This is a genomic window from Candidatus Acetothermia bacterium (assembly GCA_024653305.1).
GTDB lineage: Bacteria > Bipolaricaulota > Bipolaricaulia > Bipolaricaulales > Bipolaricaulaceae > JACIWI01.
Genome location: JANLFW010000001.1, coordinates 1 through 18,738, shown reverse-complemented (window position 1 = coordinate 18,738; position 18,738 = coordinate 1). Strand labels below are relative to the sequence as shown.

Here is an 18,738-nt window from a genome sequence, read left to right as displayed (position 1 = left end):
GCTCATCCCTCCTCCTCTCTCCAGCCAGGTCCGCTAGACCTCCCCCGCAGGTGGGCGTGGAAGGCCGCGTTGAACTCGCGGGGTTTCTCGATGAACGCCACGTGCCCGCAGTCGGGGATCACGACCTCCGCGTAGCGGCCCCCCTCCTCCCGGTACCGCTCCAGGACGTACCGTGTCTGCCGGAGCATCGGCTGGTGGGGGCACAGGTCGGGCCCGGGCCAGCCCGGGATGAGGCCGAGCTCCCCGAACGTGACCGGGTCGGACGCCGCCCGGTCGGAGATCGCCACGTCGTCCTCGCCCCGCACCCACAGGACGGGCGGCTTGGGCCGCGCCGACCACAGCCTATCGGGCCGAAGGAGGTACTTGGGGGACAGGGCGTTCGTCGCCCCCCACCGCCCGGGGGCAAAGTAAGGCCAGTTCGGGCTGCGGGCGATGTCGCCTGGGAGGCCCCGCTCCCCGAGGTGGACCTGGAACAGGGCATCGAGCATCGCCTCCTCCCGCGGGGGAACAAACGGCCGCTTGTAGACGAGGTCCCGCAGGGCGTTGCGGGGGGAGAAGCGGTGCTCGGTGGACCGGTCCTGGGCCGCGATGCGGGCGACGAGCTTGGGGCTGAACAGCCCCCCGCCGGACCCGGCGTAGTCGGGGAAGCACGGTGTGCCCTGCTCGTCCTTCGTCCCGCCAAACCCGTAGGGCGACCCCGGGCCGACGAGGGTCGCGGTGATCCAGCGCTCGGGGTGGAGGGCGACGAGGTGGTACACGATGACCCCGCCCAGGGAGTTCCCCACGAGGTGCGCCCGGGCAATCCCGAGGTGCTCCAGGAGCGCCACCGCGTCGTCGGCGAAGTCCGCCATCCCCCGGGTGGCGTCCACCACCGCCCCGGGATCGGCCTCCCCAAACCCGCGCAGGTCCGGGGCGATCCCCCGGAACCCCGGGGGAAGGGCGAGCATCGTCTCCTCCCACCACGTGGCGGAGGATAGGTTCCCGTGGAGGAACAGGACCGGCTCCCCTTCCTCGGGGCCGGAGAACAGGACCCGGGTCGCCAGCCGCGGGGTGGCCACCCACCGCGCGGTGATCCCCTCCAGGGTCGCGATCGCGGACCGGTACCTCATCGGGCCCGGGCGAGGTGGGCGTGGACCGCCCGGTCGAACCCTTCCGGGTTGTCGAGGAACGGAACGTGGGCGCTCCCCGGGAGGACGACCTCCTCCACCTTCCCCCCGGCGTGGGCGTACTGCTCGAGCACGCGCCGGGTCTGGCCCACCATGGGCTGCGGGGGGTAGACGTCGGGGCCGGGCCAGCCGGGAAGGAGCCCGAGCCGGCCCAGGTTCCCCGGGTCCGAGGCGGCCGCATCGGACACCGCAAGGTCCTTCTCTCCCCGGATCCACAGCACGGGAACCTTGGGCTCAGCGCCCAGGATTTCCGAGACGGGGACAGCGTACTTCGGGGAGAGGGCGTTGTTCGGGCCCCACCTGCCCGGGGCCACGAACGGCCAGTGCGGGGAGGGGACGGAGTCGCCCGGGTAGTCCCGCTCCCCGAGGTGGGTGGACAGGGTGGCGGAGAGGAGGTCCTCCTCTCGGGCCGGGACGAAGGGCGGGCCGAACACGAGGGCGCGCAGCGCCGCCCGGGGGGAGAACGGACTGTCCGTGGACCGGTCCCCGGAGGCCAGGCGGCGGACAAGCTCGGGGTTCACAAGCCCTGCCCCGCTCCCGGCGTAGTCTGGAAAGCACGGCGTTCCCTCCAGGTCCTTGGTCCCCCCAAACCCGTACGGGGAACCTGGGGCCACGAGCACCGCCGACCGGAGGCGGTCCGGGTACCGGGCGAGGAGGTGCCACCCCACGCTCCCCCCCAGGGAGCTTCCCACGAAGTGCGCCCGGGCAATCCCGAGGTGGTCAAGGAGCGCCACCGCGTCGTCGGCAAGGTCCCCCAGGCCCCGCGTGGCGTCGATCTTCGCCTCCGGGTCAGCCCCCCCATAGCCCCGTTGGTCGGGGGCAATCCCCCAGTACCCGGGAGGGAGGCGGAGCATCGTCTCCTCCCACCACGTGGCGGAGGCGAGGTTCCCGTGGAGGAGGAGGACGGGAATCCCCCCCTCCACCCCGGAGAAGAGGACCCGCGTCCGGAGCCGCGCCGTCTCCACTACCCGCGCCTCGATGCCCTCAACCGTCCGCACGTTTCTTCCCTCCTTCCCGCGCCTGCTGGGCCAGGAAGCCCAGGAGCGCGGTGTTGAACGCACCTGGCCGCTCCAGGCACAGGGCGTGGCCAGCCCCCGGGACGACGAGGAACTCGGCCCCGGGGATGCCCCGGGCGAGGGCCTCGGCGTGCCGGCGGGGCTTCAGGGCGTCCTCCTCCCCCACGAGGACGAGCGCCGGGGCCCGGACCCGGCCCAGGTCCCCCCTCACGTCAAAGCGGAGGAACGCCCGCAGGAGCTCCGCCGCAGCCCGAAGGTCCAGGCCCGCGTACCGCTGCCTTCCTGCCGCCCGCTCGCCCGGGTGGGCGGCCGCCCACCGGGAGGAGAAGCTCGCGGCATACACCAAGTCCCACAGAAGCCCCGCGTCCCCCCGCTCCGCCGCGGCGACCCAGGCCTCGATCTGGGCCCGAAGGAGCTCGTCGGGAGCCGCCACCGCCGCGGCGAGGAACAGGCTCGCCACGCGGTCCGGGTGCCGCAGCGCGCACACCAAGCTCACCTCCGCCCCATAGGAGATCCCGGCCAGGTGCGCCCGCTCCACCCCCAGGTGATCGAGGAGCCCCACGAGGTCGTCGGCGTGGAGCTCCAGGGAGTACGGGCCCGGCGGGTGCTCGGACTTCCACATCCCCCGGCAGTCGTGGAGGAGGAGCCGCCAGCGCCTGCTCACCGGCCCCACCTGGTGCGCCCACCCGGCGGTGCTCATGAGGACGCCGTTGGTGAGCACGACAACGTCGGCGTCGTTCCCCCAGCCGTGGGTCTCGTAGTACAGGGAGACCCCGCGCACCTCCGCCCGCGGCATGGCTACCCCTCCGGCCGGAAGGCGAGCACGGTCCGCGTCCCCTCGCGGAGGAACTCGACCCGCACGGGCATCCCCACCCGGATCGTCTCCGGCCGGGAGGCGTCCACCCCCACCAGCCTTGCCGTGATCCACGGGCCCTCGGCCAGGCGCACCACCGCCGCCGCGTACGGGTTGTCCCGACCGTAGCCCGCCGCGCAGAGGGGGGTCGGTGGGACGTGGACCACGGTGAACCCCACCACCGTCCCCCGCCCGGAGAGCTCGACCCACTGGAGGTCCGTCCCCCGGCACGCGGGGCACGGGGCGCGGGGCACCGCGGACAGCCCCTGGCAGGACGGGCAACGGACGCCCATCAGCCGCCCGGCGGCCAGGTGCTCCTCCAACGCCGCGCGGGTGAAGTCTTGCTCGGCCATCCCTACCCCCTTCCCAGGATGTGGACGACGCACGTCTGGCCCGTGCCGCCCACGTTGTGGGCCAGGGCGAGGTCCACCTCGCCCGGCAGTTGGCGCGGGCCGGCCTCGCCCCGCAGCTGCTTCCAAAGCTCCACGACCTGGGCCACCCCCGACGCCCCCACGGGGTGGCCCTTGGCCTTGAGCCCCCCGGAGGTGTTCACCGGGATCCGCCCGTCCCGGGCCGTCTCCCCGTCCAGGGCCGCCCGCCAGCCCTGACCAGGGGGGAAGAACCCGAGGTCCTCCACGGCCAGAACCTCGGCGATCGTGAAGCAGTCGTGGACCTCGGCCACCCTGATCCGGGAGGGCGCGACCCCGGCCATGGCGTACGCCTGGGCCGCGGCCTCCCGCGCCGCGCGGAGGCTCGTCAGCTCCTCCCGGCCGTAGAGCGCCGCGTCGCTCGCCTGGCCCGTGCCCAGAACGCGCACCGGCCGGTCCGTGTACCGCCGCGCCACCTCCTCCGCCACCACGAGGACCGCCGCCGCCCCGTCGGTGATGGGCGAACAGTCGAACAGCCGGAGTGGCCAGGCCACGACCGGATTCGCCGCCGGGTCCCGCAGGAACTCCCGCTCGTCCTCCCAGGCGGGAACCGGCCCGCCCCTCTCCCTGGCCTTGGCCACCCGCCGCGCCATGATCTCCCGGATCGTCATCCCGAACTGGGCCTTGTCGTTGAGGGCCCCGTTGTCGTGGTTCTTCCGCGCCACCGCGGTCAGGGCCTCGTAGGGCATCCCGTACCGGGCAGCGTAGGCCGTGGCCATCGCCGCGTAGAACCCGGGAAAGGTGAACCCGGCTGGGAACTCGTACAGGGCGTCCCCCGCCGTGGCCAGGGCGTCCGTGACGGCCTCGGTGGGGAGGGCGGTCATCCGCTCCACCCCGCCGGCGAGGACGACGTCGTACAGCCCGGACGCCACGGCGACAACCGCCTGGCGGAGGGCCACACCGCCGCTCGCGCAGGCGTCCTCCACCCGCACCGCCGCCCGCGGGGTCAGCCCCACCCAGTGGGCCACGATCGGGGCGAGGTGCCCCTGGTGCTCGAACAGGTCGCTCGAGTAGTTCCCCAGGAAGAGGGCCTCGATGTCCCCCGGGTCGAGGCCCCGGTCCACGCTGGCCACAAGCTCGCCAACCGCCTCCACGAACAGGTCCCGGCTATCCTTCCGCGGGAACGCCCCGAACTTCCCCACCCCCGCCCCCACGAGGCACACCCCCCTCGCCAACCTCTTCATCCGAACCTCCCTTCAAGCAGCGCCTTCCGCAGCTCGTCCTTGAGCGGCTTGCCCATCCCGGACAGGGGAAGCGCATCGAGGAACACCACCCGCTTGGGGATCTTGAACCGGGCCAGGTGGGCCTGGAGGTAGGCCAGGAGCTCCTGTTCGGTCGCCTCCTGCTTGAGGACCACGAACGCTGCTCCCACCTCGCCCCACTTGGGATCGGGGATCCCCGCCACGGCGCAGCTCGCCACCGCCGGGTGGCGGTACAGGACCTCCTCGATCTCCCGGGGGTACACGTTCTCCCCGCCGGAGATGAACATGTCCTTCTTCCGCCCCACGACGAAGAAGTAGCCCTCCTCGTCGTAGGTCACGAGGTCGCCGGTGTGGAAGTAGCCCTCCTCGTCCACCAGGGGCGCCGCGGGGTCCCCGAAGTAGCCGGAGCACAGGGAGGGGCCCTTGAGCACGAGCTCGCCCACCACCCCTGGGCCCACGGGGCGGTTCGCCTCGTCCACCACCCGGGCGTCCACAAAGAAGTTGGGCCGGCCGATGCTCCCCGCCTTGCGCACCGCGTCCTCGGCCGCCAGGGCAAACACCCCCGGCCCGAACTCCGTCATCCCGAACCCCTGCTTGAAACGGACCCCCTTCTCCCGAACGTACTTCTCGATCAGGGGGACAGGAAGCGGCGCGCCGCCGCTCGTGCAGAACCGGAGGCTCGTGAGGTCCGCCCGGTCCCAGTTGGGGGCCTGGGTCAGCATCTCGTACATCGAGGGAACCCCGGCGAACACCGTCACCCGCTCCCGCTCGATGAGATCGAGCACTTGCTCTGGGTCAAAACGACGGACCTGGATCGTGGTGTTCCCCAACACGACCTGGGACGACCAGTAGCAGAACAGCCCCCCGGCGTGGAACAGTGGGAACACGTTGAGGACGACATCGTCGTGCCGGAGATCGTGGATGATCGTGTTCAAGACGTTCCAGGCGATCATGCGGTGGGAGATGAGGACGGCCTTGGGGAGGCCGGTGGTGCCACCGGTGAACAGGATGCACGCCGGGTCCTCGGCCTCCAGGGTCGGGCAGGTCACGGGGGAGGGGGGAGGCGAGGAGAGGGCCTCTGCCCACGGCACAGAGCCGGGAAGGCCCTCCCCGTCGAGGTGGAGGAGCCTCGCCAGGGTCCCTGGGAGGCCTTCTACAGCGCGCCGCACCTCCGCTGCCGCAGCCCGGGACTCGTCGTCAAACACGAGGACCCGCGGGGTGGTCTTGGCCACGAGGGCCGCCAGTTCCCGCGGGTGGAGGCGCCAGCTCAAGGGGGTGTGGATCGCCCCGAGCTTCCCGCACGCGTACAGGGCCAGGAGGTGCTCCACCCCGTCCCGGGCGAGGATGGCCACCCGGTCCCCCTTCCCCACGCCCGCCTCCTCCGCAAGCCAATGGGCCAGTCGGTCCGCGAGGGCGTTCATCTCCCGCCAGGTGAGGCGGAGGGGGGGGACCTTCCCGTGGTCGGCCACGGCGAGCTTCTCCGGGGAGTAGAGCGCGCGGCGGCGGAGGTAGTCGCCGATGTACACCCTCACCCCTCCCCCAGGTAGCGCCGGCGGAGCTCGGCCTTGATCACCTTGCCGTAGGAGGAGTAGGGGAGGGAGTCGGCGAACACGACCTTCTTGGGGACCTTGTACCGGGCCAGGCGCGCCCCGCAGAACGCCTGGAGCTCTTCCGCTGTGGCGGAAGCCCCCCTCTTGAGGACAACGACGATCAGCCCCACCTCGCCCCACTTGGGGTCGGGCATGCCGATGAGGGCCGCGTCGGCCACCGCGGGGTGCTCCCGGAACACGGCCTCCACCTCCGCGGCGTAGATGTTCTCCCCGCCGCTGATGATCATGTCCTTGACCCGGCCCACGATGTAGTAGAACCCGTCCTCGTCCCGGCGGGCCACGTCCCCGGTGTGGAACCAACCGTCCCGGATCGCCTCCGCCGTCGCCTCGGGCCGCTTCCAGTAGCCCGTGCACACGTGGGGGCCGCGGATGAGGAGCTCCCCGGGCTCGTTCGGCCCCACCTCCTCCCCCCGCTCGTTCACAAGCCGCATCTCGCTGTGGAAGATGGGCTTCCCCACCGAGCCCAGCTTGCGCACCGACTCCTCGTCGGTCATGGAGAAGCAGTTGGGGCCCACCTCAGTCAGGCCGTAGCCCTGGCGGAACACACCCCCCTTCCTCGCCCGCCACTCCCGCACCAGCTCCACCGGGAGGGGCGCACCCCCGCTGATGAAGAACTTCACGCGCGAGAAGTCGGCCTGGGAGAATCCAGGGCTGTCCAGGAGCACCCGGTACACCGTGGGCACCCCGAGGATCACCGTGCACCCCTCCTCCTGGATCACGCGCAACACCTCCTCCGCCTCGAACGTCCGGAGGAGGACGATCCGGCCCCCGACGTAGAGAAGCGGCGTGAGGAACGCAAACAGGCCCCCGGCGTGGAACAGGGGCAGGAACACCGGGGATACGTCGTCCTGGGTCAGGTTCCAGCTTGCCACCGTGTTGATGCAGTTCCACAGGACCTGGCGGTGGGGAATCATCGCCCCCTTGGGCCGGCCCGTCGTCCCCGACGTGTACAGGAGAAAGTACGTGTCCTCCCCGGTGAGGGGCGAAGGGGGGGGCTCGGCGTCGCTCGAGCAGGTCAGGGCGTCCTCGTACGCCACCTCCCCCACCCCTGCCCCCTCGATCCCCACCACGTGGGGCACGGGGGCCCCCTCCAGGAGCTCCCGCGCCGTCGCCCCAAACTCCGGCCCGACGAGGAGGACCTTGGGGGTGCAGTCGCCCACGATGTAGGCCAATTCCGCGACCTGAAGCCGCCAGTTGAGGGGGGCAAACACCGCCCCGATCTTCCCCAGGGCGTAGATCAGGTCAACGTAGACGAGGCTATTGTGGGCGAGGATGGATACCCGATCGCCCTTACCAACCCCGAGGCGCCGCAGGAAGTGGGCGCACCGGTTGGCCCGGCGGTTGAGCTCGGCGTAGGTGAGGCGGGCGCCCGTGGAGGCGTCCACCACCGCCACCCGGTCCGGGGTCAGCTCCGCCCTACGCCGCAGGAGGTGGCTTGCGTCCATAGGTCCCTCACGTCCCCAGGACGAGTCCCCCGTCCACGCGGAGGACGGCCCCGGTGATGAACGCCGCCTCGTCGGAGGCCAGGAACAGGTAGGCGTTGGCAATGTCCCGGGGATCCCCCAGCCGCCCGAGGGGCGTCCGCGCCCGGATCCCCTCGAGAACCTTCTCCGGCATGGTCCGCAGGATCTCGGTGGCCGTGAACCCCGGGGCCACGGCGTTGACCCGGATCCCGTACTTCCCCAGCTCCCGGGCCCAGACCTTGGTCATCCCCACGATCCCGGCCTTCGTGGCCACGTAGTTTGTCTGGCCGAAGTTCCCATCGAGACCCGCCACCGAAGAGGCGTTGAGGATGACGCCCCCCCGCTGGCGGATCATGACCGGGACCACGGCCTGGGTGCAGAGGAAGGTCCCCTTGAGGTTCACCGCCACGACGAGGTCGAAGTCGGCCTCGGACATCTTCCCCACAATCTCCCCGTCCTTGACGCGCACGAGCTGGTGGTCGCGGATGATCCCGGCGTTGTTCACGAGGATGTCGATCCGCCCGTAGCGCGCCAGGACGGACGCCACCCACGCCTCCACCCCCAGTCGGTCCGTCACGTCCACCCGCTGGAACGCGGCACCCAGCTCCCGCGCCGCCTTCTCCCCAGCCTCCTCCGCCACGTCGCACATCGCGACCTGGGCCCCTTCCTCCACGAACCGCCGCGCGGTGGCGAGCCCAATCCCCGCCGCCCCCCCTGTCACCAGGGCCACCTTCCCCGCTAGCCGCATCGGTCCCCCTCCTGGCACGGTCCCCACCGGACCACGCCCGCACCCCACACGTAGCCAATCCCCGCCCCGACCATGACCATGAGGTCGCCGTTCTTGAGCCGCCCCAGCCTCAGCCCCTCGATGATGTTGATGATCGTGTCCTGCTCACCGATGTGGCCGTACCGGTCGTTGTACACCCCCTGCTCCTCCGTCAGCCCCAGGCGAGATAGCATCTCCCGGTACCCCGAGGGCTTGATGAGGACCATGTTGAGGAAGTCCACGTCGTCTCGGGTGTGGCCGCTCTTTCGCAGCGCCTCGTCGATGCACCGCATCCAGTTGTCCATCGAGACCTCGTTCAGGCGGGCCTTCATCTTCTCCTCGTTGACGAGGTCGAACTTGAACAGCCCCTTGGCCACCGCCTCGTCGGTGGGAAACTGAACCGTTCCGCTTGCCGGCACGAGCACGTCCCGGCTCATCGAGCCGTCGGTGATGAGGTGGGAGCCGAGAACATGGTTCCGCGGCCAGCCCCGCCGGAGGAGCATCGCCCCCGCCCCGGCCCCGATGTTGAACAGAAAACTGGTGCGGAGGTTCTTGAAGTTGATGAGGTCTCCGATCCGGTACCCACCGGCGATGAGCACGGTGCGGATCTCGGGGTCGGACTGCATGATGTCCTTGGCAATCTTCATCGCCGCCACCGTGGTGCAGCAGCGCATGTGCATGTCCATCCCCCACGCCCGGGTGGCCCCGATTTGGTAGGCGAGGTCGATCCCCGAGGTCCACAGGAGGTACTCCCGCCACTCCTCCGTGGTGCAGATCACAAGGTCGATCTCTTCGGGGGGGATGTCACACTGGGCCAGGCAGTCCCGGGCCGCCAGGACCCCCATTTCGTTGGGGTGGAGATCCGGAGGGGCCATCCTCTTCTCCACAATCCCAAGCTTTTCCCGCACCACCCACTCCGGAAGCCCGCTCTCCGCGGCGATCTCCGCCGCGGTGATCACCCTCTCCGGGAGGTACATCCCGACGCTTGCAATCCCTACCGGCTCGTGGGTGTGGTCCATGGCTGAGAACTGGGGGAGGGGCCGGCGACCCCGGCCCCTCCCACCTCCATCAGCGGTTGGCGGACCAGTTCCACTCCTTGAGGAACACCGCCGTCCGCACGCCGTCCACAATCTGGAGCTCGTTCATCCACAGGGTCTTGATCCCGTAGTGATCGTCCGGTCGGTAGGTCACCGCGGGGATCATCCCGTCCGCGTTCCAGTCCGTGAGGTTGTTCAACGCGTCGATGAACGCGTCCCGGGTCAGGTTGGGACCCGCGTCCATCAGGGCCTTCGTCACCATCTGCGCCCCGACGTAGGCGATCATCGCGTAGGCGTTCATGACCTCGCCCGGGTAGTAGCGGGCGTAGACCTCCCGCATCGCGGCCGCTGCCTCGCTCGTGGGGTCCTGGGGGTCGGTGCCGAACCCCGGGAACACCACGCCCGCCGCGGCGTTCCCCGCCAGGTCAAACAGCTGGAGCGTGATCGTGTTGATCCCGATGAACTGGGGCTTGTACCCAAGAAGGTCGCACTCCACGATGAGCTTGGCCGCATCCGCCAAGTAGCTGAACAGGAGCACGGCCTCGGCCTTGCTCTGCCGAAGCACCTGGGCGTAGGCGCTGAAGTTCGTCTCCGTCCCGGGGTACTTCACCACCACCACGGGCTGGATCCCCCAGTGCTGCAGCTCGTCGAGGGCGAAGTTGAGGAGCTCTGTCCCCATGGCGTCCTCGACCACGGCGATCCCAATCCGCTTCGCCTGCGTCTCCAGGACCGCGTACTGGGCCGCGGCGCGGCCGAACGACTCGTTGTTGGGCTGCAGGGCAAACACGTGGGGAACCGTGGGGCTAGCCAGCGTGAGCCAGTTCATGTGCGGGGACACCACGGGGACGTTGTTCTGCAGGATGTAGTTCCACACCGCAGCCATCCCAATCGTCCCCAGCGGGTTGACGAGGGCGAAGATGTTGTCCTGCTCCACCAGCCGCTTGACCACGGCCACTGTGTTGGCCGGGTTGAACGCGTCGTCCAGGGCGAGGAACTCGATCTTCCGCCCGTGGATGCCCCCCAGAACGTCGTTCACGTAACTGTACCAGGCCTGGGCGCCCTTCATCACCGGGATCCCGATCACGGCCACGGGGCCCGACTGAACAATGAACGACCCGAGCTTGATCGTGGTGTCCGTGACCCCCGGCGTCTGCCCGAGAAGTCCCCACGAGGCCCCTACCACGCACACTGCCGCGAGAACTGCCAATCGCTTCATGTTCCTCCTCCTTTGATCCTCACTAGCCTGTGGCTCCCGCTACCTCTGCCTAGCTCCTAGGTTTTCCTCTCGTCCTTCACCTCCTTTCTCCGAGGGGGCTCCCTTCCCCCCCAAGTACAGCTGCCGGACCCGGTCCGTCTGCCGGAGCTCGTCGCTTGGGCCCTGGAGCGCCACGCGCCCCGTTTCCAGGACGACGCCCCGCGACGCCACCTCCAGGGAGAGGTACGCGTTCTGCTCGGCCACAACCAGGGTCATCCCTTCTCGCCCCAGCGCAGCCAGGGTGTGGAACAGCTGGCGCACGAGCAGGGGGGAGAGCCCCAGCGACGGCTCGTCCAGGAGGAGGAGCCGGGGGCGGGCCATGAGGGCGCGGCCAATGGCGAGCATCTGCTGCTCCCCTCCGCTCAGGGTCCCTGCCAGTTGCCTCATCCGCCCCCGCAGGGCCGGGAACCGCTCCAGGACGTGCCCCATGTCCTTGCGCACCCCAGCCCCGTCCCGCCGCAAGTACGCCCCCATCCTCAGGTTCTCCGCTACGGTAAGGTCGGGGAACAGCTGCCGGCCCTCGGGAACCTGGCTCACCCCCAGCCGGACGATCCGCTCGGCAGGGAGGCGGTCGATCCTTCGGCCGTCGAGGTGGATCCGGCCTGAGCGCGGCCGGATCAGGCCGCAGGCCGTGTTCATGAGCGTGGTCTTCCCCGCCCCGTTGGCCCCAAGGACGGCGACGATGGTGCCCTTCTCCACAGCGAACGACACGTCCCTGAGGGCGTGGATCGGCCCGTAGAACGTGTTCACCGCGTCAAACGCGAGCACGGTCCGCCTCCTCCCCCAGGTACGCCTCGATCACCCGGGGGTTGGACTGGATCTCCCGCGGGGGTCCTTCGGCGATCTTCCGGCCGAAGTCCAGGACCACGATGTGCTCGCACACCTCCATCACCAGCGACATGTCGTGCTCCACCAGGAGCACCGTGATCCCCCGCTCGTCCCGGATCCGGCGGATGAGGTGGGCCATCGCCTGGGTCTCGGTGGCGTTCATCCCGGCCACGGGCTCGTCCAGGAGGAGGAGCCGGGGGCGGGCCATCAGGGCGCGCAGGAGTTCCACCGCCTTCTGCGTTCCATAGGGGAGAAGCGACGCGGGGAGGGCGCTCAGGCCCTCCATCCCAAACGCGGCCAGCATCTCCTCCGCCGCCTTCGCCGTCGCCCCCTCCTCCCGCCGCCCCCGCCCCACGCCCAGGGCGAGGGACAGGACCGAGCTCCGCAGCCGAACGTGCCCGCCCACGAGGAGGTTGTCGCGAACGGAGAGGTACGGGAAAAGCCCCAGGTTCTGGAAGGTGCGGGCGATCCCCAGCCCCACGACCCTGTGGGGCGGGAAGGAGAGGAGGTCCCGCCCCTCAAAGGAGATCTTGCCCGCGGTGGGCTCGTAGAACCGGGAGATGAGGTTGAACACGGTGGTCTTGCCCGCCCCGTTGGGCCCGATGAGGCCCACGATCGCCCCCTCCTCCACGGCGAAGTCCACGGAGTCTACGGCGGTGAGGCCGCCGAACCGCTTGGTGAGGCCAGACGCGCAAAGGAGGGGGGCGGTCATCGCCCACCTCCCAGCACGAACTCCACCACGGACCGCAGGGGCCTAGGCAGGGCCTGCACCTTGTCCGGCGCCGTCCACTTCCGCACAAACCCCCAGAACCCGTAGGGCATGAACACGACCACCCCGATGAGCGCCGCCCCGTAGATCACGTCCTGCAGTCCCCGGATCCCACTCAGCCAGTGGGGAAGGTAGGTCAGGAACACCGCGCCGAGGATCGGCCCGGGAAGGGAGGCCATCCCCCCCAGGGCAATCATCACAAACAGGTTGATCGACTTTCCCAGGCCAAACTCCACCGGGCTGATGTACCCCACGACGTAGGCATAGAGCCCCCCGGCGATCCCGGTGAACAGCGCGCTCACGAAGAACGCCAGGGCCTTGTAGCGGGTGAGGCTTACCCCGCAGGCCTGGGCCGCGGCGGGCTTGTCCCGGATGGCGATGAACGCCCGCCCCACGCGGGACCGAATCAGGTTCCGGGCCAGGAGCACCATGACCACGGTGATCCCGAGCGCCAGGTAGAACATCGCCACGTCGTTCTGAACGTTCAGGCCAAAGAACTCGGCCTTGGGAACGCGCATTCCCTGGTAGCCCCCGGTGACCGTCGCCCACCGCGGCAGGGCCTCGGAAACAGCAGTCCCGAAGGCCAGGGTGGCGATGGCGAGGTAGATCGCGGTCAGGCGCAGGGCGGGGATGAGGAGGAGGAACCCCGCCGCCCCGCTCAGAACCCCCGCGGCGGGGATTGCAGCCCAGAACGGAATTCCGAGGTGTTTGGCCAGGAGGGCCGCCCCGTAGGCCCCGATGGCCAGGAACCCGGCGTTGCCGATGGACAGCTGCCCGGTGAACCCAGTGAGGAGGGCCAGGCCCACAGCGGCGATCACGTTCACCGCGGCCAGGCTGAGGAGGTAGAGGTCGTACGGGCGCACCCACAGCGGGGCCGACCCGAGGAGGCCCACGAGGAGGAGGCCGAGGAGGGCGAGCCTCACCGGCCCCCCCCCGCAGTTCGCTCCCCGAGGAGGCCGTGGGGCCGCACCACGAGGACGAGGATGATCAACACGAACACGAACGTCGTCTTGAGGGGGGCGATGGCGCTGGGCATGTAGCCCCCGAACAGGTTCTCGATCACGCCGAGGAGAAGCCCGCCCACCACCGCCCCGGGGAGGCTCGTGAACCCCCCGAGCACGGCCGCGGCGATGGCCTTGATCATGACGAGGACCATCGACGTCAGGTCGAGGAAGACGATCGGGGCCACGAGGCACCCGGCCACGGCCCCGGTGCCCAGCCCGAGGGCCCAGCTCAGGGTGCCCATGCGGTCCACGCTGATTCCCATGAGCTGCGCGGCGCGCCGGTTCTGGGAGGTGGCACGCATCGCTACCCCCACCTTGGTGAACTTGAACAGGACGAAGAGTGCCAGGGAGATGAGCACGGTGACGATGAGGACGAGCAGGTCGTGCTGGCGCAGGACCACGTCCCCCAGGAAGATCGGGCGCCCGCGCAGGGCGTAGGGGAAGGGCTTTGTGTCGTAACCCCAGATCCAGCCCGCCACGGCCTGGAGGATCATCCCCACCCCGAGGGTGGCGATAAACAGGCTCGTCACCGGGGCCTGGCGCGCCCACCGCATGATGCCCCGGTCCACGAGAACTCCCAAGGCGAGCCCGCTCAGGAGGGCTCCGGCAAGGGCCGCGGGGAACGGCCAGCGGAACGCGGTGAGGAGGAGGTAGGCGACGAACGTGGTGAACATCGTCATGTCGCCCTGGCCGAAGTTGAGGATGTGGGTCGTCTTGTAGATAAGGATCAGGCCCAACGCCATGATCCCGTACAGGCTACCCGCCGCCAGCCCGCTTACGACCAGCTGCGCCAGCACCCGCGCCCAGCCTCCTCGGTCCGCCTATGACACCTGAATCACCCGTCAGCATACTGCGGAGGGGGGCCCGCGTCAAGGTGTGTTCCCCGCGGCCGTGGGTCACGCCGGGCGCTCGACCCCCCACAGGATGAACTCCCCCAGGGAGCGGAGGGCCTCCTCAGGGGGGCGGCGCGCCCCCTCCCAAAGGACCCACCGCTGGCCGCTCAGGTGGGCCACCCCGAGGAGGAGGTAGGCCAGGGCCTCGGGATCGCACCGTCGGATCTCCCCGCGGTCCATCGCCGCCGACAGGCCCCGCACGTACCCTTGAGCGAGGCGGGTGTAGTACCACTGGCCCACGCCCTCGTCCACGAACTCCGCCTCCCGCACGATCCGGTACGCGCCCGGGTGATCCCGGACCCAGTGGAAGAACGAGCGCAGCCCCTCCACCTCCGCCATCCGCCGGTCGGAGTAGGGGGCTGCCGCCAGGCTCTGTCGGCGCCGGAACTCGCGGCTGATCTCCCGGACGAGCTCGTTGAAGATCGCCACCTTGCTCGGGAAGTGGAGGTAGAACGTGCCCTGCCCTACCCCCGCGAGGTAGGTGATCGTGGACACCGTGGTCCGGTGGAACCCGGCCTGCCCAAACGCGCGCTCTGCGGCGTGGAGGAGCGCCTGCCGGGTGGCCTCCCCTCCCTCCACCTCCGCCGCGGGCCCGGAACCCCTCTCCCCGGCCGGGATCTCCTCTCCGGGAGGTCCGGGGAGGAGGGGCGTGCGGCGGTCCGCGATGCCCAACCGGATGAAGTCAGCCCCCACGCGCCGGGCGCCCGCCGGCACCTTGCCCTTCCCCCATATCGCGAACCGCAGGGACAGGAACAGCACCGCCCCGAGGATCCCGTACGCCACCACCTCTGGGTCAACCTCCCGGAACGAGCCGGCGACTACCCCCGCCCGCACGGCCTGCGCCAGCTCCTCGCACAGCGTGGCGTACAACCGCATCGGGATCTCGGGGCTCACGAACTCCGCCTCGCGGAACACCTGGACGAGCCCGGCGTTCTCCACGACACCATTGAGGAGCGCGTCGTAGGCTCGGAGGAGGCGATCCCCAGGATCCCCTCCTCCGCCGGCCCGGCGCAGGTGGGCCAGGAGGCGCGATTGAAGCTCCTTCACGAGGCGGACGTAGGCCTCCTCCTTGCTCGCGAAGTAGAGGTAGAACGTCCCCTGGGCCACCCCCACGCGGCGGCAGATCGCGGACACGCTCGCGTCTTCGTACCCCCGCTCCCGGAACACCTCCTCCGCCCCGCGGAGGAGGCGCGCCATCGTCTCCAGCCCCCGCGCCGTGCGGGGCAAGCGGCCCCCGGTCTCCCGTCCCCGGGCGATCATCCTGTCCAGACCCCGCACCCTTGAGGGCCTGGCCCTCCTGATCCGGTGGAGGCCTGCTCCCTCCTCCAAGCCCATCGCCAGGACCCAGAATCAGCCTTCCCACCTTGGAACAGGGCGGTCAGGGGCATGGCCGCTCCCCAAGAAGCGCCCGGGCCCGGACGAGGGCGAGGCGGTTGTAGAGGGGCCAGCGGTCGGCGACCTGGGGATCGTCCCCCAGGGAGAGGGCGGCCGCGAGAAGCCCGCAGAAGGAGTCCCACTCCTTCCGCGGGCGGGACCAGAACTCGGCCCAGTCCACGTGGTTCTGGAGGAAGCCTGGATCGAGCTCCACCGCCCGGGCGAAGTGGACCCCGGCGCGGGCCTCGTCCCCACCGAGGAACCCCGGGGTCTGGGCGAGGAAGTTGGCGAGGGCCCGGTGGGGCCCCCCCTCCCCAGTACCCTTCGTCAAGCTCCACGGCGCGGGTGAAGGCGGCGAGCACGTCCCGCGTCCCCCCGAACACCGCCCGCCCGTAGTCGTAGTTCAGGGAACGGCCGAGGTTGTTCCCGTACCAGAAGATGGCGCCCACATCCGACGCCACCCCCAGCGCGGCGCGGAACCCCTGGGTGCCCTCGACCCGCACGAACTCCGGGTCGACCCTCAACGCGGCGAGGGCCGCGGCTTCGCCCTTGGCGTATGCCCCTTTCCGCTCGCTCTCACCGAGGTAGGCCTCGGCAAGCTCAAAGTATGCCCGCGAGATCCGGACCAAGACCGCCGCCCGCTCGTCGGCCCCCAGGTCCCCTCCCTCCAGCGCCCCTTCCCACAGCGCGATCGCCTCCCGCAGCCGGGCCTCGTAGGCGGCGAAGTCAAACCCCCCACTCCACCGGTCGTAGAGGGCATCGGCAACGGCGACCATCTCCCGGGAAGGGGGGCTGGTCCCCACCGCCCCCGCGGCGAGGCCCAACGCCAGAAAGACTGACCCCACCCAGCGTAGCCCCCCTGTCTTCCCCGTTCTCCCGCTGTCCATGGGGCGATGATACCCCCCGGGGCGCCCCTGCCCACGCCCTCCGGTACAATGGTCCTCGCCGCCCGCGGGCGGAGGGGGGAGGATGCGCGGGAACACGCGGATCGCAGCAGCCGTGGCCCTCGGGATGGCCGCGCTCGGCCTTGCCCTCCTGTGGCCCGCTCCGGACCCCCTGGCCGGCGCGAGCACAGTGGCGGTCCGGCTGCCGGACGGGAAGGACCAGACCCTTCGCGCTCCTCTCCTGGAAGGCCTTTCTATCACCTTGGGGAAGAGAGACGTGCGCATCGTAGCCGACCCCGCGGGGGCGGACGCCGTGCTCGCCGTGCAGGACGTGCAGGTGGAGTCGGTGGAGCTCCGGCTGGACTCCGGCGGACTCACGGGAAGGCTGAGCGCCCTCTGCCTCGTCACGGACCTCCGCACGGGGAGGGAGCACACGATGGACTTGCGCCTGGAGCTCCGCGATGGAGAAGTGCGCGCGACCCTCACCGCCCGCCGGTTCTGGGAGTTCTGGAAGCGGGGGTGACCGGGCGGAGGTGCGCATCCGAAGCGCCACGGCCGCCGACCTCGCTGCCCTGGCGGCGATCGAGGGGCGGAGCTTCCCCGACCCCTGGCCAGAGGGGGCCCTGACGGCCTACCTCGCGGACCCCGAGGCCCTGGTCCTCGTCGCCGAGGGGGCGGAGCCCGTGGGGTTCCTCATCGCCCGGGAGGAGAGGGCGCTTCTGGGGGGCCGGGTCCTCCACGTCCACGACCTGGCCGTGGACCCCGCCCACCGCCGGCGTGGGGTGGGCAGCGGCCTTCTCGCTGCGCTCATCGCCGTCGCCCGGGAGCGGAGGGTCCCCCGGATTCGCCTCGAGGTCCGCGAGGAGAACGAGGGGGCGCGCCGGTTCTACGCGGGCCACGGGTTCCGCGCCGTCCGGAACCTAGCCCGCTACTACGCCGACGGGGGGGAGCCCTGCGGATGGAGCTCGACCTCGCCTAGGGACGGAGGGAGAACACGAGGAACATGGCCCCGACCCAGGTCCCCACGATCGCCAACGCCACGGCCTGAGACAGGCGGAGCCTGCCCAGGGCGCGGAGGGCGAGGAACGCCACGGCCGCCATGAGGAGGAGGGCCCCTCCTCCCGCCACGACGTGGGACCGGTCCAGGGCGTGAAGGATCGGCTTTGGGTAGAAGAGGTCAGCGAGCCCGAGGATCGCCACGTTGAACGCGCAGCTTCCGTACACGTTGCCGAGGGCCATCTCCCCCGCGCCGAGCCGCAGCGCCCCGAAGGTCACGCTCGTCTCGGGCATCGTGGTCACGAGGGCTACAGCCAGGGCCCCCATGAAGCTCCCGGAGATCCCAAACGCGTCCGCCAGACGATCGGCGCTCGCCGGGAGGAGGGGGGCCGCGACGAGAACCCCCCCGCGGCCAGGGCGAACCGGACCCACCCCCTCCCGAGGAGGCGGGGCCTCCCCCCGGGGTCCGGGGCCCCTTGGGCCGGGCTCGCCCCGAGCTCCGGGGCGCGGGTCCGGTACACGGCGGTCATCCCCGCAGCGTACCCCCCCAGGACGAGCACCGTGCCCAGGTTCCCGGGGCCCCCGAGGGCGACGAGGGCCGTCACGGCCCCGGTGAGGGCAAGGGCCGTCGCCACCAGCCACCGCTGATCCCGCCCCATCGGGCGCACACCCACCGCCGGGAACAGGCTCACCAGCCCGGCGAGGACCACGATGTTGATCATGTTCGCCCCGAGGACGTTCCCCCCCGCCAGGGCGGGGGCATCGAGCCGCACCGCGGACAGGTTCGTCACAAGCTCGGGAAGGGAAGTGGCGATGGCGAGGAAGATCGTGCCCACCCACAGGCGCCCAAGCCCGGTCTCCTCCGCGAGGAGGTCGCCGGCCTTGGACAGGGCAAGCCCGCTGCGGACCACGACCGCCGCGCTAGCAAGAAAGAGCGCGGCCCACCCCAGAGTCGCCGTCGCGAGGGCCCTCCTCCCCGCCCCGTCGGGCGGAACGAGGGTGGCAAGGGAGCGGCCGCCCCTCTCCTCGCCGCGAAAGTCTCCCTCCATCTTCTCACAGAGTGCGCATCTTCCTCCCCCACCTCCCCCGCCGCAACCCCCCCGCAGACCTGAACATCCCGCTCGGATGTTCAAGTGGGCCATATCGCCTCCCTTAGCTCGTAGTCCCGTCCCTGTTTCATCATCGACCACATGA

20 protein-coding genes are annotated in these 18,738 nt (G+C 70.7%); 1 reads left to right on the top strand and 19 read right to left on the bottom strand.

Annotated features, from left to right (window positions below):
• Positions 1-2 precede the first annotated feature (2 nt).
• The 16 genes from NUV94_00100 to NUV94_00025 form a co-directional block, all read right to left on the bottom strand.
• Positions 3-1,109 (bottom strand): alpha/beta hydrolase, encoded by a 1,107-nt coding sequence (locus NUV94_00100; protein MCR4391198.1) that lies wholly within the window; start codon positions 1,107-1,109, stop codon positions 3-5.
• Complete coding sequence (locus NUV94_00095; protein MCR4391197.1) at positions 1,106-2,164, bottom strand: alpha/beta hydrolase; 1,059 nt, start codon at positions 2,162-2,164, stop codon at positions 1,106-1,108. The genes NUV94_00100 and NUV94_00095 overlap by 4 nt, the downstream gene beginning before the upstream one ends.
• Positions 2,151-2,978: an alpha/beta hydrolase gene (locus NUV94_00090; protein ID MCR4391196.1), complete on the bottom strand. Its 828-nt coding sequence runs from the start codon at positions 2,976-2,978 to the stop codon at positions 2,151-2,153. Before NUV94_00090 ends, NUV94_00095 begins: the two co-directional genes overlap by 14 nt.
• A 2-nt stretch (positions 2,979-2,980) precedes the next feature.
• Positions 2,981-3,388: a Zn-ribbon domain-containing OB-fold protein gene (locus NUV94_00085; protein MCR4391195.1), complete on the bottom strand. Its 408-nt coding sequence runs from the start codon at positions 3,386-3,388 to the stop codon at positions 2,981-2,983.
• A 2-nt stretch (positions 3,389-3,390) separates the two neighbouring features.
• Complete coding sequence (locus NUV94_00080; protein ID MCR4391194.1) at positions 3,391-4,647, bottom strand: hypothetical protein; 1,257 nt, start codon at positions 4,645-4,647, stop codon at positions 3,391-3,393.
• Positions 4,644-6,191, bottom strand: a complete 1,548-nt coding sequence (locus tag NUV94_00075) for a long-chain fatty acid--CoA ligase (protein MCR4391193.1) — start codon at positions 6,189-6,191, stop codon at positions 4,644-4,646. The genes NUV94_00080 and NUV94_00075 overlap by 4 nt, the downstream gene beginning before the upstream one ends.
• Positions 6,192-6,193: 2 nt before the next feature.
• A complete protein-coding gene (locus tag NUV94_00070; GenBank protein ID MCR4391192.1) occupies positions 6,194-7,720 on the bottom strand; it encodes a long-chain fatty acid--CoA ligase in 1,527 nt (508 codons plus the stop codon).
• A 7-nt stretch (positions 7,721-7,727) separates the two neighbouring features.
• The gene (locus NUV94_00065; GenBank protein ID MCR4391191.1) at positions 7,728-8,486 is read right to left on the bottom strand and encodes a glucose 1-dehydrogenase; all 759 of its coding nucleotides are present in this window, start codon (positions 8,484-8,486) and stop codon (positions 7,728-7,730) included.
• Entirely contained in the window at positions 8,477-9,523 is a 1,047-nt protein-coding gene (locus NUV94_00060) for a 3-oxoacyl-ACP synthase (GenBank protein MCR4391190.1), read from the bottom strand. Before NUV94_00060 ends, NUV94_00065 begins: the two co-directional genes overlap by 10 nt.
• Positions 9,524-9,572: 49 nt before the next feature.
• Complete coding sequence (locus tag NUV94_00055; protein MCR4391189.1) at positions 9,573-10,757, bottom strand: ABC transporter substrate-binding protein; 1,185 nt, start codon at positions 10,755-10,757, stop codon at positions 9,573-9,575.
• 39 nt (positions 10,758-10,796) lie between these two features.
• Positions 10,797-11,564 (bottom strand): ABC transporter ATP-binding protein, encoded by a 768-nt coding sequence (locus NUV94_00050; protein ID MCR4391188.1) that lies wholly within the window; start codon positions 11,562-11,564, stop codon positions 10,797-10,799.
• The gene (locus NUV94_00045) at positions 11,551-12,336 is read right to left on the bottom strand and encodes an ABC transporter ATP-binding protein (protein MCR4391187.1); all 786 of its coding nucleotides are present in this window, start codon (positions 12,334-12,336) and stop codon (positions 11,551-11,553) included. The genes NUV94_00050 and NUV94_00045 overlap by 14 nt, the downstream gene beginning before the upstream one ends.
• Positions 12,333-13,316 (bottom strand): branched-chain amino acid ABC transporter permease, encoded by a 984-nt coding sequence (locus tag NUV94_00040; GenBank protein MCR4391186.1) that lies wholly within the window; start codon positions 13,314-13,316, stop codon positions 12,333-12,335. Before NUV94_00040 ends, NUV94_00045 begins: the two co-directional genes overlap by 4 nt.
• Positions 13,313-14,194 (bottom strand): branched-chain amino acid ABC transporter permease, encoded by an 882-nt coding sequence (locus NUV94_00035; GenBank protein ID MCR4391185.1) that lies wholly within the window; start codon positions 14,192-14,194, stop codon positions 13,313-13,315. The genes NUV94_00040 and NUV94_00035 overlap by 4 nt, the downstream gene beginning before the upstream one ends.
• A gap of 99 nt (positions 14,195-14,293) precedes the next feature.
• The gene (locus tag NUV94_00030) at positions 14,294-15,550 is read right to left on the bottom strand and encodes a TetR/AcrR family transcriptional regulator (protein ID MCR4391184.1); all 1,257 of its coding nucleotides are present in this window, start codon (positions 15,548-15,550) and stop codon (positions 14,294-14,296) included.
• 118 nt (positions 15,551-15,668) lie between these two features.
• Positions 15,669-15,995, bottom strand: coding sequence for a TRAP transporter TatT component family protein (locus tag NUV94_00025; GenBank protein MCR4391183.1), 327 nt, complete (start codon positions 15,993-15,995; stop codon positions 15,669-15,671).
• Between the two features lie 638 nt (positions 15,996-16,633).
• Between NUV94_00025 and NUV94_00020 the strand changes: the two genes are divergently transcribed.
• On the top strand, positions 16,634-17,071 hold the full coding sequence (locus NUV94_00020) for a hypothetical protein (GenBank protein ID MCR4391182.1): 438 nt from the start codon (positions 16,634-16,636) through the stop codon (positions 17,069-17,071).
• Here NUV94_00020 and NUV94_00015 read toward each other — a convergent pair.
• The 3 genes from NUV94_00015 to NUV94_00005 form a co-directional block, all read right to left on the bottom strand.
• Positions 17,031-17,447 (bottom strand): hypothetical protein, encoded by a 417-nt coding sequence (locus NUV94_00015; protein MCR4391181.1) that lies wholly within the window; start codon positions 17,445-17,447, stop codon positions 17,031-17,033. The two genes, NUV94_00020 and NUV94_00015, sit on opposite strands and share 41 nt — an antisense overlap.
• A 76-nt stretch (positions 17,448-17,523) precedes the next feature.
• On the bottom strand, positions 17,524-17,886 hold the full coding sequence (locus NUV94_00010; GenBank protein ID MCR4391180.1) for a hypothetical protein: 363 nt from the start codon (positions 17,884-17,886) through the stop codon (positions 17,524-17,526).
• On the bottom strand, positions 17,853-18,593 hold the full coding sequence (locus tag NUV94_00005) for a hypothetical protein (GenBank protein MCR4391179.1): 741 nt from the start codon (positions 18,591-18,593) through the stop codon (positions 17,853-17,855). The genes NUV94_00010 and NUV94_00005 overlap by 34 nt, the downstream gene beginning before the upstream one ends.
• Positions 18,594-18,738: the final 145 nt, after the last annotated feature.

What these genes read in the sequence shown, in the direction of transcription:
- NUV94_00100 (MCR4391198.1), bottom strand. Translation starts at nt 1,109, where the DNA reads ATGAGGTACCGGTCCGCGATCGCGACCCTGGAGGGGATCACCGCGCGG.
- NUV94_00090 (MCR4391196.1), bottom strand. Translation starts at nt 2,978, where the DNA reads ATGCCGCGGGCGGAGGTGCGCGGGGTCTCCCTGTACTACGAGACCCAC.
- NUV94_00085 (MCR4391195.1), bottom strand. Translation starts at nt 3,388, where the DNA reads ATGGCCGAGCAAGACTTCACCCGCGCGGCGTTGGAGGAGCACCTGGCC.
- NUV94_00080 (MCR4391194.1), bottom strand. Translation starts at nt 4,647, where the DNA reads ATGAAGAGGTTGGCGAGGGGGGTGTGCCTCGTGGGGGCGGGGGTGGGG.
- NUV94_00070 (MCR4391192.1), bottom strand. Translation starts at nt 7,720, where the DNA reads ATGGACGCAAGCCACCTCCTGCGGCGTAGGGCGGAGCTGACCCCGGAC.
- NUV94_00065 (MCR4391191.1), bottom strand. Translation starts at nt 8,486, where the DNA reads ATGCGGCTAGCGGGGAAGGTGGCCCTGGTGACAGGGGGGGCGGCGGGG.
- NUV94_00060 (MCR4391190.1), bottom strand. Translation starts at nt 9,523, where the DNA reads ATGGACCACACCCACGAGCCGGTAGGGATTGCAAGCGTCGGGATGTAC.
- NUV94_00055 (MCR4391189.1), bottom strand. Translation starts at nt 10,757, where the DNA reads ATGAAGCGATTGGCAGTTCTCGCGGCAGTGTGCGTGGTAGGGGCCTCG.
- NUV94_00045 (MCR4391187.1), bottom strand. Translation starts at nt 12,336, where the DNA reads ATGACCGCCCCCCTCCTTTGCGCGTCTGGCCTCACCAAGCGGTTCGGC.
- NUV94_00030 (MCR4391184.1), bottom strand. Translation starts at nt 15,550, where the DNA reads ATGATCGCCCGGGGACGGGAGACCGGGGGCCGCTTGCCCCGCACGGCG.
- NUV94_00020 (MCR4391182.1), top strand. Translation starts at nt 16,634, where the DNA reads ATGCGCGGGAACACGCGGATCGCAGCAGCCGTGGCCCTCGGGATGGCC.
- NUV94_00005 (MCR4391179.1), bottom strand. Translation starts at nt 18,593, where the DNA reads ATGGAGGGAGACTTTCGCGGCGAGGAGAGGGGCGGCCGCTCCCTTGCC.